Origin of the sequence: Desulfamplus magnetovallimortis (assembly GCF_900170035.1) — a bacterium.
In the GTDB taxonomy this organism is placed as follows: domain Bacteria; phylum Desulfobacterota; class Desulfobacteria; order Desulfobacterales; family Desulfobacteraceae; genus Desulfamplus; species Desulfamplus magnetovallimortis.
This window is the reverse complement of sequence record NZ_LT828544.1, coordinates 39,554-54,934: the sequence shown is the minus strand read 5'-3', so window position 1 is coordinate 54,934 and position 15,381 is coordinate 39,554. Positions and strand designations below refer to the sequence as shown.

16 protein-coding genes are annotated in these 15,381 nt (G+C 39.4%); 1 reads left to right on the top strand and 15 read right to left on the bottom strand.

The window, feature by feature from the left end; translation table 11 throughout:
* Positions 1-94 precede the first annotated feature (94 nt).
* Both MTBBW1_RS10400 and MTBBW1_RS10395 read right to left on the bottom strand, forming a co-directional pair.
* On the bottom strand, positions 95-1,045 hold the full coding sequence (locus MTBBW1_RS10400) for an OmpA/MotB family protein (RefSeq protein ID WP_186441203.1): 951 nt from the start codon (positions 1,043-1,045) through the stop codon (positions 95-97).
* A gap of 16 nt (positions 1,046-1,061) precedes the next feature.
* A complete protein-coding gene (locus MTBBW1_RS10395; protein ID WP_186441202.1) occupies positions 1,062-1,700 on the bottom strand; it encodes an LPP20 family lipoprotein in 639 nt (212 codons plus the stop codon).
* A gap of 385 nt (positions 1,701-2,085) precedes the next feature.
* On the opposite strand from MTBBW1_RS10395, the gene MTBBW1_RS10390 reads away from it, so the two are divergent.
* Positions 2,086-2,622 (top strand): hypothetical protein, encoded by a 537-nt coding sequence (locus MTBBW1_RS10390; protein ID WP_139786732.1) that lies wholly within the window; start codon positions 2,086-2,088, stop codon positions 2,620-2,622.
* 451 nt (positions 2,623-3,073) lie between these two features.
* Here MTBBW1_RS10390 and MTBBW1_RS10385 read toward each other — a convergent pair whose 3' ends face one another.
* From MTBBW1_RS10385 to MTBBW1_RS10320, 13 genes are all read right to left on the bottom strand, one after another.
* Entirely contained in the window at positions 3,074-3,442 is a 369-nt protein-coding gene (locus tag MTBBW1_RS10385; RefSeq protein WP_186441201.1) for a YdbL family probable chaperone protein, read from the bottom strand.
* A 96-nt stretch (positions 3,443-3,538) separates the two neighbouring features.
* The gene (locus MTBBW1_RS10380; RefSeq protein ID WP_245809338.1) at positions 3,539-3,718 is read right to left on the bottom strand and encodes a YnbE family lipoprotein; all 180 of its coding nucleotides are present in this window, start codon (positions 3,716-3,718) and stop codon (positions 3,539-3,541) included.
* An 84-nt stretch (positions 3,719-3,802) separates the two neighbouring features.
* Positions 3,803-6,586, bottom strand: coding sequence for an intermembrane phospholipid transport protein YdbH family protein (locus MTBBW1_RS10375; RefSeq protein WP_080802997.1), 2,784 nt, complete (start codon positions 6,584-6,586; stop codon positions 3,803-3,805).
* A 125-nt stretch (positions 6,587-6,711) separates the two neighbouring features.
* On the bottom strand, positions 6,712-7,101 hold the full coding sequence (locus MTBBW1_RS10370) for a hypothetical protein (RefSeq protein ID WP_080802994.1): 390 nt from the start codon (positions 7,099-7,101) through the stop codon (positions 6,712-6,714).
* 120 nt (positions 7,102-7,221) lie between these two features.
* Positions 7,222-7,674 carry a type II toxin-antitoxin system VapC family toxin gene (locus MTBBW1_RS10365; protein ID WP_080802991.1) on the bottom strand — a complete coding sequence of 151 codons (453 nt, stop codon included), beginning with the start codon at positions 7,672-7,674 and terminating at the stop codon, positions 7,222-7,224.
* Positions 7,664-7,963, bottom strand: a complete 300-nt coding sequence (locus MTBBW1_RS10360; RefSeq protein ID WP_080802989.1) for a type II toxin-antitoxin system Phd/YefM family antitoxin — start codon at positions 7,961-7,963, stop codon at positions 7,664-7,666. Before MTBBW1_RS10360 ends, MTBBW1_RS10365 begins: the two co-directional genes overlap by 11 nt.
* Positions 7,964-8,286: 323 nt before the next feature.
* On the bottom strand, positions 8,287-8,808 hold the full coding sequence (locus MTBBW1_RS10355) for a GNAT family N-acetyltransferase (protein WP_222424034.1): 522 nt from the start codon (positions 8,806-8,808) through the stop codon (positions 8,287-8,289).
* A gap of 95 nt (positions 8,809-8,903) precedes the next feature.
* Positions 8,904-9,284 carry a hypothetical protein gene (locus MTBBW1_RS10350; RefSeq protein ID WP_080802983.1) on the bottom strand — a complete coding sequence of 127 codons (381 nt, stop codon included), beginning with the start codon at positions 9,282-9,284 and terminating at the stop codon, positions 8,904-8,906.
* A 242-nt stretch (positions 9,285-9,526) separates the two neighbouring features.
* Entirely contained in the window at positions 9,527-10,642 is a 1,116-nt protein-coding gene (locus MTBBW1_RS10340) for a hypothetical protein (RefSeq protein ID WP_080802977.1), read from the bottom strand.
* Positions 10,643-10,682: 40 nt separating this feature from the next.
* Positions 10,683-11,675 (bottom strand): rhomboid family intramembrane serine protease, encoded by a 993-nt coding sequence (locus tag MTBBW1_RS10335; RefSeq protein ID WP_080802975.1) that lies wholly within the window; start codon positions 11,673-11,675, stop codon positions 10,683-10,685.
* On the bottom strand, positions 11,672-12,499 hold the full coding sequence (locus MTBBW1_RS10330; protein WP_080802972.1) for a putative molybdenum carrier protein: 828 nt from the start codon (positions 12,497-12,499) through the stop codon (positions 11,672-11,674). Before MTBBW1_RS10330 ends, MTBBW1_RS10335 begins: the two co-directional genes overlap by 4 nt.
* A gap of 17 nt (positions 12,500-12,516) precedes the next feature.
* Positions 12,517-14,847, bottom strand: a complete 2,331-nt coding sequence (locus MTBBW1_RS10325) for a dynamin family protein (protein WP_080802969.1) — start codon at positions 14,845-14,847, stop codon at positions 12,517-12,519.
* On the bottom strand, positions 14,840-15,376 hold the full coding sequence (locus tag MTBBW1_RS10320; protein ID WP_080802967.1) for a YqgE/AlgH family protein: 537 nt from the start codon (positions 15,374-15,376) through the stop codon (positions 14,840-14,842). Before MTBBW1_RS10320 ends, MTBBW1_RS10325 begins: the two co-directional genes overlap by 8 nt.
* Positions 15,377-15,381: the final 5 nt, after the last annotated feature.

The window sequence follows — 15,381 nt, the reverse complement described above, 5'->3', positions numbered from 1 at the left end:
AAAAGCCTTAAAGGAGTATAATTTATTACGTATATCAGAAGAAAAAAAGGAAAACAATAAAAAATATGTGATTTTTTAAAAAACTAAAAATGGGTTAGCCTGTCTCGGTTCCTGAAATAAAGACAATTTTGAGATCTGCTCTCCGCTCCAGAAGCTTTTTATCAGACATGCCCTTTGCCTGATGGCGGTATTTTCCTGTGGTTCCAATCTGGAATACAGAAGGTTTAACCCCATGTTTCACAAGTTCATGGACAATGTTTGCAGCACGGGTTGCGCCAAGCTCAAAATTTGAAGGATACTTTTTATTATTGATATTGTCAGAATCAGCATAACCATTAATGAGAATCCTGACATCGTAGTTTTTGACAAGAAGAGCGAGACGCTTAAGAAAATCTTTGTACTCCTTTGGAATATCGGCACTTCCGGAAGCAAAAAGAATAGGAAGTACATTTTCAATGGTGCAGCTTCTCTGCTCCGACGAGAAATGAATCCATTCGGCCAGCTCGGAATCCCTTATTTTACCAGCAAGTGTCCTCTTGAAGGCATTTATATCTCCTGAGAAATATCCATTGCCATATAGTGAGCTGCTGCCTGATCCCATTGAGCCAGAACTGTTAAAAAGATCATTGGCACTACTGTCCAGATTCCACTCTTCCAGGGCACGATATTTATCCTGTTGAAGCAGAAAGTGCAATCTTTCATTCTCTTTAAGTGATGTTTCAATTTTCTGTTGTTTCAGACCAACCGATTGATGCATCTCCCAGGGAACTGGCCTTCCAAGGTCTGAAAGGCGCTTTATTCTGTTTTCCAGGGACTCTTTTTCATTGATAAGGGTTTTGATGGTGTTTTCATTTGCCTGAATACGCTGCCTGAACTGGGTTGCAAGGTAGAGAAGCTGCTGCTTCTCGGCAGCTTCAAGAGATTGGGCAGAAAAAGCATTATGATCACCTGCCACTATTCCTGATTTGCAAAAAAACAGAATCAGACACGCCAGCAAACTTGACAACAGTACTCCTGTCTTGTTGAATCGGTATCTACAATTCATGGGAAACATCCTTATTCTATCTTGAAGTGTAATAGTATTCCCCGCACCAGGGATATGATTCACAACGGAACATGTTAAGTATTGAAGGTCTGGCAAAATAGTATTTAACAGGCTTTGTAGGTGCTGGAACTATATGGCTTCCAAGCCCTGTGGGCCACCATATCATATCATTCTGGGTAAAATAGATTCTTAACTGCATATCTGCATTGAAAATTCCGTAACCGCTCTCCTTGATGGCAATAATCTCAACCCCCCGGAGCCATGACTGGGTTTTGGTTCTAATCACGTCATAATCCACAATACCGTTTGTTGTCTGGGAAAAGGCATCAATATATACACCTCTGATTTTCTCCACAAGCTGACGATAACCATCATTTATGGCGGCTCTTTCTGCCATAAGTCGCCCCTGCCCTGTGTTGATGGCTGTTTCCGGCATAAGTCCCTTGCCGGTAACAGTAAAAGTGACAATTCTTTCCTGGGAAAGATTTCCATCCTGGGCTGAATCAAGTGCTCCTCCAGTAGCGGTGGCATTGCTTGCGCCTGCCCCACGAAGTGCAGGATAAATGCAGCCTGATGTAAGGAAAACAAGCAAAATTGGTATCAGTACAAAAGCTGCCCTGACGGTGCCATATCCCATTTCTATCTTTTTTTTCATCTTTTCATCCTCGCTTTTTATTATGTTGGGTGTTATTAAAAACAATACTCTAACTTAAGGAATGAGTTGGAAATAACATTCCCGTTTAAAAAACAATTACCAGTAAACGGGTATGATTGCGTATCAATCACCCCCAAGTATAAAAATGTTAGTCATTTTCATGGTAAACGGGCATGATTGTTACGTATCAATCTCCCCCAAATATAAAAATGATAGTCATTTCCACGGTAAACGGTCATGGCCGGCATCCAGCCACCCCCGAATATGGAAATTTGTATCTATTTCCACGGTAAAAACAGTTGATATACAACCAGTAAAACTTTAAGCGATTATGAATGCAATAAAAATACCATATATGATCAGTTTCTTTGGATATCTCTTTTTTTTGATTATAACTATAATGAATTTGAACAACCCTCCTTACATTTTATGCAGAGAAACAAATCCTCCCAACAATATCTATTATGTAAGATTTGATATAAAATCTGCTAACAACCGCATTGTACGCTCCAATCTTCTTATGGTTCCCGCAGAAGATGAGTTCCGTATGGAAAAATTTACCCTTTTTGTGATTTCTGGGGATGCAGATGAGTCAGCACACGGAAAAACGGGAATGGATATCCAGACAAGGGCAGAACACAATGCCATAAAGAATCTGCTTGAAAGACATGGCCTTGAATCCGTCAAAACACAGTCAGGCAGCGTTAATGGATTGGCGCACAGTGAGACAGTGGTAAGTTTTGAAGGAGCTGTAAAGTTGCCATACAAAAGGACAAAAAGCTATTTTGATAAAGAAAAGAGAGTAAACACGGTAACCATTGAGATTCTGTTTGCCCCGCTGGTTTTTCCGGATAAATGGGAAGATATGAAGGTCAGACACAGAATAAAAACCATATTTAAAAACTTTATGGGATGGTTTTAATTTCGTATAGAGGAACATATTTCAGAGAACATATTTCAGGGAACAGGTTTAAGGGAACAGGTTTAAGGGAACAGGTTTAAGAGAACAGGTTTAAGAGAACAGGTTTCATATTTTGGGAACAGATTTCATAGAACGTATTTCAAAGGATTGATTTCAGGGGACAGATTTAAAATCTGTCCCCCAGCAGAGTAATTTTTCAATATGAAAAATTTTTAGACCAGTAAGTTACTCAAAATCGACACATATGATCTTGTAAGCCTTGTCAAAACTGTCTAAATCTGGATTCCAAAGATTAACAAAGATAAGGCAGGATTATCTATCCTGAGTATCCTATCCATCCTGGTTATCCTGGTTATCCTGGTTATCCTGGTTCAGACAACTGCAATAACTTATGAAAAAGCAATAAGATGTCAATTTTGAGTAGTTATAAGCATCATTTCATTTATCAGCATCATTTCTGATACCAGGTACCATCTGCTTTTTGCAGGAATTCACCCTTTGCAGCCTTTTGGACAATCTGAAGTGCCCTTAACTGTTCAACCTTGTCAATGGTTGCTCCCTGCTGTTTTGCAATAATGGAATAGACCTTTTTTCTGTCACTGTTTTCAGCATCAACAATCTGTGGATTGGGTCTGGCACTGGTTACATATTCAAGATAACCCTTTGAGTTCTCTCCGACAAGCCCCTGCTGTTTCATCTGAACAATAACAGGGAGGCGCTCCTTCATCCTTTGCTTTATATCATCTGCCATGGAAAGTGAAACAACTGCAAAGAGAAAAAGCACAAACACACCCAATGACAACATATTTTTTTTTGACATATCCAAATCTCCTTTTACCGTGAAAATACCCCTCATCATTTTCATAATTGGGGGTGGCGAAGACAAGGCATGCCTTGTCTCTACTGCCATGATGGTTTAATCCTGAATTATCTGCTCTTCAGCCTGATCAATATCATCAAAAAAGTTATCAAGCGCCCTGTCCACCTTGACATTTACATCAATTGTTATATGAATGGGCTTGACTTCAACAGGCTTCATCTCAAGCTCATGCTTTGTGCTGCATCCTGACGGCAACATACAGAAAAGTGCCGCCACAATAATCGTAATCCCTCTTATTTTTTTGCATAAAATCTCCTTTTGGTGTTATTTTTCAAAATGCCTGAAAATGCAGTCTTTGTACTAATCACCGGTTTTAAACAAAGTGTTAAGCCTGTTGCCAAACTTCAGAACTTTGTTAAAAGGTAGTCTCAGATTGACACTTAAATTGATTCCCTGAAAGTTGGAGCCTGGGTTTGATGAGTCAACTCTTACAAAACCACCGACTTCCTTTTTATATACAAAGGGTAGCAGATCCTTTGGTTTGCCGTCAAACTCCATCTTTACAACCAGCTCATCACTCTCTGTATTAAACCCAAGCCTTGCCCAGTCATACTGATAATTTTTAAGGGCTTCCCTGGCAAGATCAATCTGGGCAAACTGTGGCGTATCCATTGGAATACCTGCTGTGAGAATATCTGTTTTGGATATTCTTATGATTCCCCCCTTGCCGGGTGTGGAATATAAAAAACCATTATCAAAGGAAATATTGCCATCAACATATGAAATAGGAATGCGACCATTGAGACTACCCTCTCCCTCTGCCCGAAATGCCCCAAGCTCATGAAGAATTGATGAGAGGCTCAACCTATCGCAAAAAAGATTTAGATGATACTCCTTTTTTTCAGTGGAGATGCGCATTGATTCTGTTGTCACTTTTCCACTGCACCATTGGAACTCAAGATTCTCAAGAAGCAAAGCACTCATGGATTCAAGAGTATATCTTAATTTCAAATCGGAAATCAGGATATCATTCAAGCTGATCCGGTCAATGGTCAGTATTTGCCCGGGCACACTTCTGACAATCGGTAGATCCTCAAATGAAATACTTGAACGAATGCCATTAATTTTTATATTTTTTTCATTAATGGCAAAATTGCCGTCATCAAGCTTAACCTCAAGGCTGTTTACAAGGCGATTATCTTTAAATGTTATTTTGCCAAGGGAGGAAAAGCTGAGGCCAAAATCAAAATCCTCTATGCTGCCTGCCCAGGTTGAAAGGGAGCTTTTTCCAACAATTTCATCTGTGAGATGGAGGTCATCAATGGTGTACAGAGCATCTATTTCAAGGCCTGTTTCATGCATCAGTTCCATTTTTGATTCAAACAGTATGGTATTTCCAGATTTTCCCTTTTTTCCGGAGCTTTTTAACCCTTTGACCCCAAGCCCCCCTTTCAACTCAAATGATCTCTGTCCGGTCTGTTCAACTATTATTCCAAGGCTTCCGAGATCATGATACTTTTTATCAACTCCCTTACTGTTTTCAAGGTTAATACCCTTTACATTTAAAAAACCTTTTCCACCCTTTCCGGTTCCATAGTTAAAAGGCAGATCAAAATCCAAACCTTTTAGTTTAAACCCAAAGGCACGGGAAGCAACTGTTCCATCAGAAGCTTTTACATTAAGTTTTATTGCAGGTACAAATTTTTTATCAAGTGTTATTTTACCAGGTACCCTGACAGCAGGCAATTTGAGCTCAACCTTGTCATCAGCTTCGGCAGAAAGCTTGCCAAGATCAACTTCAAAGCCCAGGGAAGCAACTGTCTCTTTTTGGGATAAATCAAAGCTTCCCTCACCTTTGACTTTTACTTTTTCAATGCTCAAAGCCTGTGAACCATCCTTAAAAAAGGCACCTTTGAGGTCACATGAAAGAGAAGCCCTTCCGGTGGTCTCTTTTCCACTGCAATCCAGACTGAAAACTGGAGATTCCAATGAAGTTAAGTGAAAAGGGGAAGGCAGGCTGAATTTACCTGAAATGTCTGACATTACTTTTAAACCTGCATGCCACATCTTTTTCCTGTCAGCTTTAAAATCAAAGGCTGTTTTAAAAGGTGGCATAGAATCAGGATGAGAGAGAGAATGGTTATAATAAAGATTAAATTCTCCATTAACATCAAGATTTTGAAAATTCGTAAGGGAATCTACCTTGATATGGCTGACAAAGTTATTAAGATCAAGCTTTAGTGGCCTGTCAAGGGAGAGTCTGGAAAGAGTCATATGCCATAACCTGCTGTTATCATTCTCCATATTGACTGCAACATCTGATCTTCCGATAAGTTTAACATCAGGGACAACCAAGGATAAAAGAGTATTAAATTGAGAGATATCAATGTTATGGGCAACCATTGATATATTTCTCAAGCCACGCTCCAAATCTGCTTCAATATCTATTTTTATGGGTTGTGCAAATGGAAAAATGGTGAGGGTCAAAAGGATTGTGCCGGCATGTTTCTGCTGAATTCTGCATACAATATCAAATGGAATTTCAAGTGTTTGCCCAGGGCTTTTCAAGGAAAAAACAGAGTGTTTTATAAAAATGGAGGGAGGTAAAAATTTTAGAATACGTGAAAATCGTTGCAAATCTTCGGGAGTCTTAAAAAGAGTTAAAAGAAGATTATCATAACTATCATCAGAATTTTGTGATGCATCATTGGTGATATCAGGATCTATATTCTTGTATTTTTCATGGTTACTTTTTTTTTCTCTTTCCTGAAACCGACTATCTGCCGGCGGCAATGGAAAATCCTGAAACACAATAGCTGAATTCTGCAAAATCCCACGAATATGAAGCCCTGAAACCGTTATTGAATCAACATGTTTATTTTTAATTGATGCCGGAGAGTAATTGCAGAAAACTGAATCAGCGGAAACCGACCGGCCAGTTGTTATATTGCCAATACCTGCACCGAAAAGAGAAATAGTTTCAACCTTAAGATTAAATTCTTCAAGGCCAGTTAGTTTTCTTGCATTTTCAATTATTTTCTTTTGGGCAAAAGGTGCGAGAAAATGTGGTACAACAGAAAAAAACAGCAATACCGTTATGGTTAAAAAAAAGAGACCCCAAAAAGCCAGCTTTTTGATCTGCATACCATTTATTCCTGTTCTTGAAGCGAGCCAAAAAAAAGGTACTTTACACTTTTTTGTGAGAGATTCCCGCTACCCAGAGTTTTCTCTCCGGAAAGTGTAAACTGGGAAATGAAGCATGCCAATAATCAAACCTGATTTTTCAAAAAATAGGAAATAACATGATCCAAATGGAAAGCAAAAGTTCTTGATTTACAAAAAACCATAAAAAGCCCCTGATCAGCTTTCCATTCACAGTTGATCACCTCTGAAATTGAGATGGTCTCTTCAACACCTTTCCCAACAGATGTTAAACGTACTTCACATGATTGAAATCTTACATCAACACCCTGCTGTACAGGAAGCCCCACCTCAAAGTATCTCAGCCCATCAAACATAAAAACAAAACTGCCATCATCAAGGTGCAAATCAAGCAAACCATTTTCCACATTTACCTTCAGGTCTTTTATATTATCAAACTTATGATTATCACCTGACGAGCCAGTTATTATTATATATGTAAATTTTCTACCACTCATAACCAACGCTCCATTCACATGTTATTTCATATTAAAAAGTGAGATTATTTCCAACGATAAGATGAGAGACGCCACTAACAGCCTTCGCTGTAAGGTACAAACGTTCTCGATGGAGAGTGTTTAGTTTCCATAATCAGATAGTTTTGCAATATGTCCAAAACGCTTTACTTTTGCAATATGTCTTTTGTCATTCGTTACAAATATAGCATCATTTATAATAGCCAAGGCATGATAAAGGCAATCTGTCAGTTCTGGATAACCGCTCTTTTTATTTCCAGTTCTTGCGAGTTCCACAGCTTTCATGCGAATTTTGGTATTTGGAACAATAATATTCAATACTTCTGACTTTGCTATTTTTTCAATATATTGCAAATGCAACGCAACATATTCAATGTTGTCCATATTGCCGCACAGAACTTCCGTAATCTCATCCAAAAGAAGACTTGGAACCATTAATTGGATTTTTTCCAGAATTGCATCTTGAATTATCTGCTTTGCTTTGTCTTGTAATGAGCGATTGAAAATATATTCCAAAAAAACATTTGCATCTAATACGTAACATTTATTTGTCATGTTGATTGGCTGCCTTAATTCGCTTCTGCTCACGCATGGCTCTTAAAATTTCAACAGGATCTTTGTCTATCCCAATGTTTGGAAGACTATTCAGCTCTTTCAGCAGTGCTTTTTGCTGTAAAGAAACTAATTTATTCTCTTCGCGACGCATAGATTTATCGATAGGAACAATCCTCGCCAACGCTTTACCTTTTCTTTCTATAGTAAAAATATCACCTTTGTGAAAGACTTCATCAAGAAGAGTCCCGAATTGCCTACGTGCGGCAGTAACATCAACGATCTTTTCCATAATTCATCTCCGTTGAAAAACACTTTTAGGTCAACTAACCATATCAACTATAATAGTTGAGCAGTGAAAAAGTCAATATTTCTCGGTTAGCTCAAACCTTTCTTGATCGGCAGCAATATTGTCCCAAAGTCCCTCAACTATAAGTATTTTTTCAGCAACGCTGAAACTTTTTATTTTTTATGCACTTTGTTGTAGCAATACTTCGGGCAAATTTAAGGCCATGAAAACCCCATAAGCTTCACATAGCCGACAGCAAAAAAAAGAGCCGAGGAAAGATCGGCGCTTTTTGCTGTCAGAATGCAGTGATTGTTATGTTCTTTTGTTTACCGATAAACGGGGTCATTGAATTCCTTAACGCACACGGGACGTTCAATAATAGTTGGAATTGGCTCTCCCGTTAAAGATTGGCCAAGCCAGCCAAAAGGCATTGAAAGCTTTAGCGGAGCCTGAATTACATTTTCTGAAAGTGCCTCAAATCCCACCTTTGAATAAAAGGATGGATCTCCATATGTGACAGCAACATTAACAGAGCGCTTTTTGAGTTCACTAAGACCGTGATTGATTAGTAACTGTCCGATGCCTTTTCTCTGATGTTCAGGGCTTACTGCAACCGGAGCAAGCATGAAAACCTTAATAGGCCTACTAAACTGAAGGCGAGTGAAGAAAATAGAACCGGTGAGCGTTTCCTTTTCATATACGCCGAAACAGATTATTTCATTATTATCGATTCTTGATGCCAACTGTGAAGAAAGGGTACCAATCAGTTTTCCTTCCTTTTCACCCTCTGATGAGCTGAATACATAAGTGAATAGCTCTTCTACCTCTTTTTGTTTTGATTTGTCCAAAATTCGGTAAATCATGCCTTACCTTTCATGACGGATAAGTCTATAAGTGTTGACCTAAAATTTTAATTTTAAAAACAGCACTTACTGAGTCTTTATTATAAATGTCTATTGTAAATACGATACCATTTCAGGAAGTCACAGTTAATAAATGCCGAATGTGTGCTTCCCTTTATTAAAACAAGATTGCTTGAAGGGTTCAGTTCTACGGCCTTGAAACCTGAAACTGTCATTAATTTTTCCTGCCCTCCTTTAAAGCCCAACATGGCTTCACATTTTGCTTCATGACCCTGCAAAGATGCAGAACCATCACTTAGATGTTGAAAAAGGGCAGCAAAACCATCCCAGTGCCATCCTGCTATCTCATTTTGTGAACGAACAGTAACAAGAAGCTGATCGCGATCAAAATTTATATTTCCAATAGAATCAAAAATAGTTTCCATTCCGTTACAGTCAATAACAATATGTCCGTTATACATTACATTCTCCCCGAATTATCAACTCTATCATTGACTCATCAGCCATAAATTCCCTTAAAAAGTGGGCATCCTTCATATGACACCAAAAGTACTTTACACTTTTTTGTGAAGGATTACCGCCATTCAGTGTTTTTTCTTCGGAAAGTGTAAACTGAAAAATGAAGCATGCCAAAAAGTGCTTTGTTAGCTTCTCATTTTTTGCTGTCTGAATCAGACAATTTACAGAAGTTAACAAAGTAGAATTAAAGAATTGTCTTTTCATTGCGCCATCTTTTATCCACAAACCATGTTCTGTCAGGAAGTTTTCTTTGGGCACGACGCGCAAGGCGCTTCTGTTTATAACTGAATCTCTTTATCTGCCGCATCTTGTCAAAGCAGAGCAGACAGCCCCTCTCTTTGCAATCCATACGGCAATTCTCCAGTGTATCAAAAAAAGAATCATCAAAAATATGAGACGGAATATTCCCGACATCCCTTGCAAGATACATCTGATATCCTGCTCCGATAAAATCCACAATATTGTATGAAGTATTATTATTGAAAGAATCAATGAGTGTAGAGAGTGCAAAGGAGATGGAGCTTCTGCAACGCGGCAGTTTCACAACCTTTATAAAGGGCATCAACTTTTTGAAACGGTTTACCGTGATCCAGTTGGCCTTGAAAAAATACCGTGGATCAGATGCAATCCGTTTTTTTGTACAAAAAGAACTTTCCTGGGTAAGGCTTCTTGCAAGATACCAGCGATGACCGTATGGAGTACTCTCATCAGGACAGTGATTGAGACACCCTTCAAATGCAATAACCTTTGAAGAGTATCCGGCTTCAGCATTGCGCTTCAATTGAGCAGGGTCTCTTATGATGTTTACAGAAGGATTATGGAGGGTTACCCCTTCCTTTCTCTCCTCCTCAAGCTCCTCTACAGTCATACGGTTGGAGAGACATGAACCCTGTATCTCAAGGTCAGGCATTCTATCCTTCAGGCGTTTAACAAGTTCAAGATCAGCAGCAACAACGCTTCTTATCCCCCTTGGATAGAACTCTTTTGCAACATTTTCAACAACAACCTTATAATTATCATGCAGAAGATAATTGAGCAGCAAGGTAAGTTTGAATTTTGTATTTTCCTGATTCCATGAAATCATATGAAATGTAAGATTTCGGGCATCATCAAGTGACATGGCACTGTTAACAGGCCGGCCACTTGCACATATCTGAGGATTGTAATGGGGAAAATGGAGATCATAAACAAAGGGTCTGTAATTTAAAAGCTCGGTCAGGTTTTTCTGAATGGTTTCTGCCTGATTGGTTTTTGATATATTCTGTGGTGAAAAGCCTATTGTAACTTTAAGGTCGTTCATTTACTGTCTCCAGGTACACTGTCTCCAGATACGGATAATTTCAGAAACTTCTGTTTTTAATATCAACGGTAAGATATAAGTCCCCCCTTATGGGGCTTGAACTCATTTGCCCGGTTTGCCCTCTTCCCATACCGGCGAGACGAAGACGCGTGCCATTTTCAACACCAGAAGGGACATTAACCCTGTATAGACGTTTATAAAAACCCCAGGGAATATTGACAAGCTTTCTGGTACCGGAGATTGCTTCAAGTGGAGTTATTTCAATATTTCCTGAAAGATCAAGGGTATCTGCAACCGGCCTGGGGTTGATGATCTGAAGTTTGGGGCTTTTCTTTCTGGCAATTATGGGTCTTAATCTTTCATCAGCCCCTGCACTTGGAATCCTTCTTTCAAGTTTTACCATAACAATGCCGGCTATAAATCCACCCACATGTGCCCACCAGGCAATACCAGAGGCACCACTGTCTCCTGTGGCATTGTAAAACTGCATGATAAACCAGAAGCCCAGAAAAATAAAAGCAGGTATCTCAATAAACCAGGGAATTATGATGATGGGGATCAGTGTAAGAATTCTGGATCTTGGGTAAAGTACAAAATATGCCCCCATAACACCGGCAATGGCACCGCTTGCACCAATGGTGGGAATGGCAGAAACAGGATTTAAAAGAAAATGAAGCATGGCAGATGCCATGCCGCTCAAAATGTAAAACATGGCAAAACGGACAGAACCAAGGTGCTCCTCAACATTATCTCCAAAAATATAAAGAAACCACATGTTCCCGATAAAATGCCAGAAACCACCATGAAGGAACATATAGGAAAAGATTGAGATAATAATATCAGAAAATGAAAAATAGGCTGAAATCTCGGGAACAGTAAATTTTGCAGGTACAAATCCATATACGTAAATAAAAGGCTCAAGCTCACTGCCCATTGTCACTTGTGAAAGATAAACAAGCAGATTTACACCGATTAACATATAGGTAACAACAGGAATTGTTCTTGAGGTAATGGTATCTCTTATTGGTATCATGGAACAATCCTTAATACGTGATCCTGCCTCAGATAATCAGCAAAAGATTTTAAAATTATCATAACAGCATCATCAATATCTATCTTCCCAACCATATTTTCGTACCTTTTCTGACACGCTTCAATAAGGGCACGATTTCCCATACTCAGGCCAAGAGCTGAATCAATTGCATCCCCCATTGAAAAGTAGTAGTAGGCAATGTCATTTTCATGTGAATTGGCAAGCATGGAACGACTCTTCAATGAAAATATGTCAGCAAGAAAAAAAAGAGCCTCCTCAATTGTAGAACACTTTTTTTCAGGTATATTTTTATCAGGAAACATATCATCAAGAGATATAAGTTCAGGAGTTCTTTCCATTACATCCATATACAAAAGGACCTCAAAAAGAGCCTTTACAGAACTGTATATGTATGGATCATGGCTTGCCCTTGACCCTGCTACATTCAAACAATCAATATAGAAATCTTTTATAAATGCATCAAGCACCACTGCTGACTCAAATTCATCCATTAACAAAAGATCAATATGACACCAAGGCTTACCTTGTTTCTCTGCAACTTTACGGGTTAAAAGAGAACCACCTGAAAGCTTTCCATTGGAAACAATAACAGTGCCATCTGAATCCTGGACATTACGGGAAGTTCTATGGGAATAATTGGCTGTATCCATCTCTTTAAGATTATACCACAAAGGAACCTTACCATTTTCAGCCCTTCTTCCCAGCGGAACAGAGCCTCCATGTTCTATATTGAATTTTATGGCAATATCAAGTGCAGCTCTGTCTGCACCTGTCTGCCCCCCTGAAATGATCTTGTTCAACATCCCCGATTATCCATTTGTCAATTTTTCTCATGAGCTCTTATATTTACATCTTCAAGTTCAGGCACAATGTTCTCAATTTCCAATATTATAGTTTCAATAACCTTACCAAGTACCTCAAGACGTTCTAGTTGCTCTTTTCTGCCTGATCTGCTCTCATTAATAATGGTTTCAAGCTGCTCCCCCTCAAACTTGCTCATCTGAAACATCTCCATGAGCTTGTCACGAAAATCCCTTGCAACAGCAAGTATTAAAGGAGCAAAATATTCATTCTCAACTTTATCACCATAAACTTTAAAATAGTTATTTATGGAACCAAGCAGCTCTTTTCTGATCTTTTTTGAGGTCTCTTTCAAAGTACTTGCTCTGGCGGGCCTTGCCAGCATATTCAATATTTTTCCAAATGCCTCCATGAGAGTGTAAAACCCAAACCTTGCAACAGCATCTGCCTTTATTTTGGCGCTGTATCCAGCATTAAAGGATACTTTTGGAAACTGAAGACCTAAAATGCGTCTCGCAGCATTTAAATCAACATAAGGTACGGCTTTTGCTGATTTCGGTTCTGTCACAACTGCTTCTGCCGATGGATTGTCACACCTTGTTGCCACATCATCTGCAATATGGGAGTCATATACGTTTGAAATATCAACATTACAGGAGCTATAGACTTTTCTGAACTCTTCTTTTATAAGGCTCTCCTGTTCATTTATAAAATCAGCAACAGCAGGAGTAAAATGGGTTGCAATAAAAAGATCCAGCGCTACTCTGAAATCATGAAACATGCAGTAAAGTGAATGGTGAAATCCGGATTCTGCAACCATCTGCTCATACTTTTCACTATAAATCATATAATCCATGACAAAACGCATCACCTTACCTGCTTCATGACCCCTCCCTGGATCAAAAAAAGTACGTACAGCAGAAAAAGCATCACGCCTTATTATCTCAAGGGCACTTTCAATGGACTCATCCATAAATGCCTCAAATTGTTTTGAACGGGTCTGAACACCTTTAATGCGGGCAATTGCAGCAGATTCCCGCTCAAGATCATCTGATAACAACTCCATGAACATGGCATTGCGCTTTGCAGCACTTCCGGCAACTGTTCTCAGGCGTTCAAGGTGATTACCCATAAAAATGGTATTATATCTGTTTTTCACAAGCTCATTTAAGGCCTGCCTGAATGCCCTGCTTTGTAAATCAGAGTATTGAACAAGTTCATCATCAAGCTGCCACTGCTTAAGACGCTCCTCATTTTTCAAGGTTAATGAACAATTATCAGCCTTAAAAAGATTGAGCAGGGTTGAAAAAGTATAAATTACCGGATTATCAATAAAATAGCCAAGCCCCTGGCGGATGGTCTTCTCCACATTTTTTAAATCATCAAGGGTATCATGTTCAGATAAATCAACGTTCAATACAAACTGAATATTATTAAGAATCCCCATTGTCTGAATCAGTTTGATGAATTTCAGATCAGCCTCCCGCAAACCGGTTCTGCTGCTTATAATATAAATAAGCAAATTTGCGGAAATCAGGTATTCCTGGATACGAATCATATGAGAAGGATCTGTGGAGTCACTTCCCTGACAATCTGCAATTTCAACCATGGAATCAAGAAATCCCTGATTTTCCCTCCCAGGTATTTCAAGCAGGACATCCCTTACAAAAAAAGCATTGGCTCCGACTCCTGTAAAATCCCTGTGACGACCAAACTGATCTCCCCTGAAAATTACAGTTGAAGGATCAGCCTGGACAAAGGATTTAACAGCGTCATAACCTTCAATTGCATTGGATATCAATGCAGCCTCTGGCCGGATTCCTGTCTCTGTCACCGAAAAATCCGAATATAGTCTAAGCTTTGCAGCCCGAAGAAACTGCCTGTCACTCTTTCGTCGCAGATCAAAACCGCTTTTCTGTTTTCCATTGTCATTTTCATGACAAAAGGCTCCCTGCACCATATCGGGCAGAAACAAAAGGGCATTTTCAATCTGCTGATTTACGTCATCCCACGATTTGAACATCACATGTGCCTGAAGCTCTTTTCCCCTTTTCACACGGGTGACTGTGGAAGTAACAAGTCCTGCACCTCTTTTAAGCAGATCTTCCTGAAGCAGTGAATTTACAAATGTTGTTTTACCGGATTTTATGGCCCCCACCACCCCGATCCTTACAACACCTTCGTCTATCTGCTCAGGAATCTCACGGCAGACCCTGTAATTTTGCTCCATAAATGAATCATACATACCAGGAACGGCTTTCATATTCCCGAATACTGTAGCAAGCTCCTTTGATATTGATCCTATAATCTCAATGGTATTTCTTTTTTTCATAATGGATGAATCAGTCATTCTCTCCTATTAGCATCATGGATTGCTCCCACATCATATCCGGTGGAGTGTGATAAACAATATTTTCCACAACAGGGGATACAAGCCATGCATTATCTTCAATCTCATGCTCAACCTGCAGCGGCCCCCAGCCTGCACACCCCAGAACTATTAAAAACTCCTCAGGGCCATGTCCCTGACCAATGGCTTCAATAATATCCCTGGTATTGCTCAAGCCAAGCTTTGGAGTTACCTGTAAACATCCCTGCCAGTGAAATGGAGCACCATGAAGCACAAAAACTCCACTTGACTGCACAGGTCCTCCAAGGTGAATCCTGATGCTGTCAATATTGCCTGTGTATTCAATCTTGAGATCATCAAACAGCTCACGGCTTGTAAGAAGAGGATGAATTTTATTAATAATAAACCCAAGTGCGCCAAGTTCATTATGCTCACACATGCATATGACAGTCTGGGCAAAATTGGGATCCGGCAGTCCCGGAATGGCTATTAGAAAATGACCTTTTAAAAAAGCAGACAGTTCAGACATAGCGT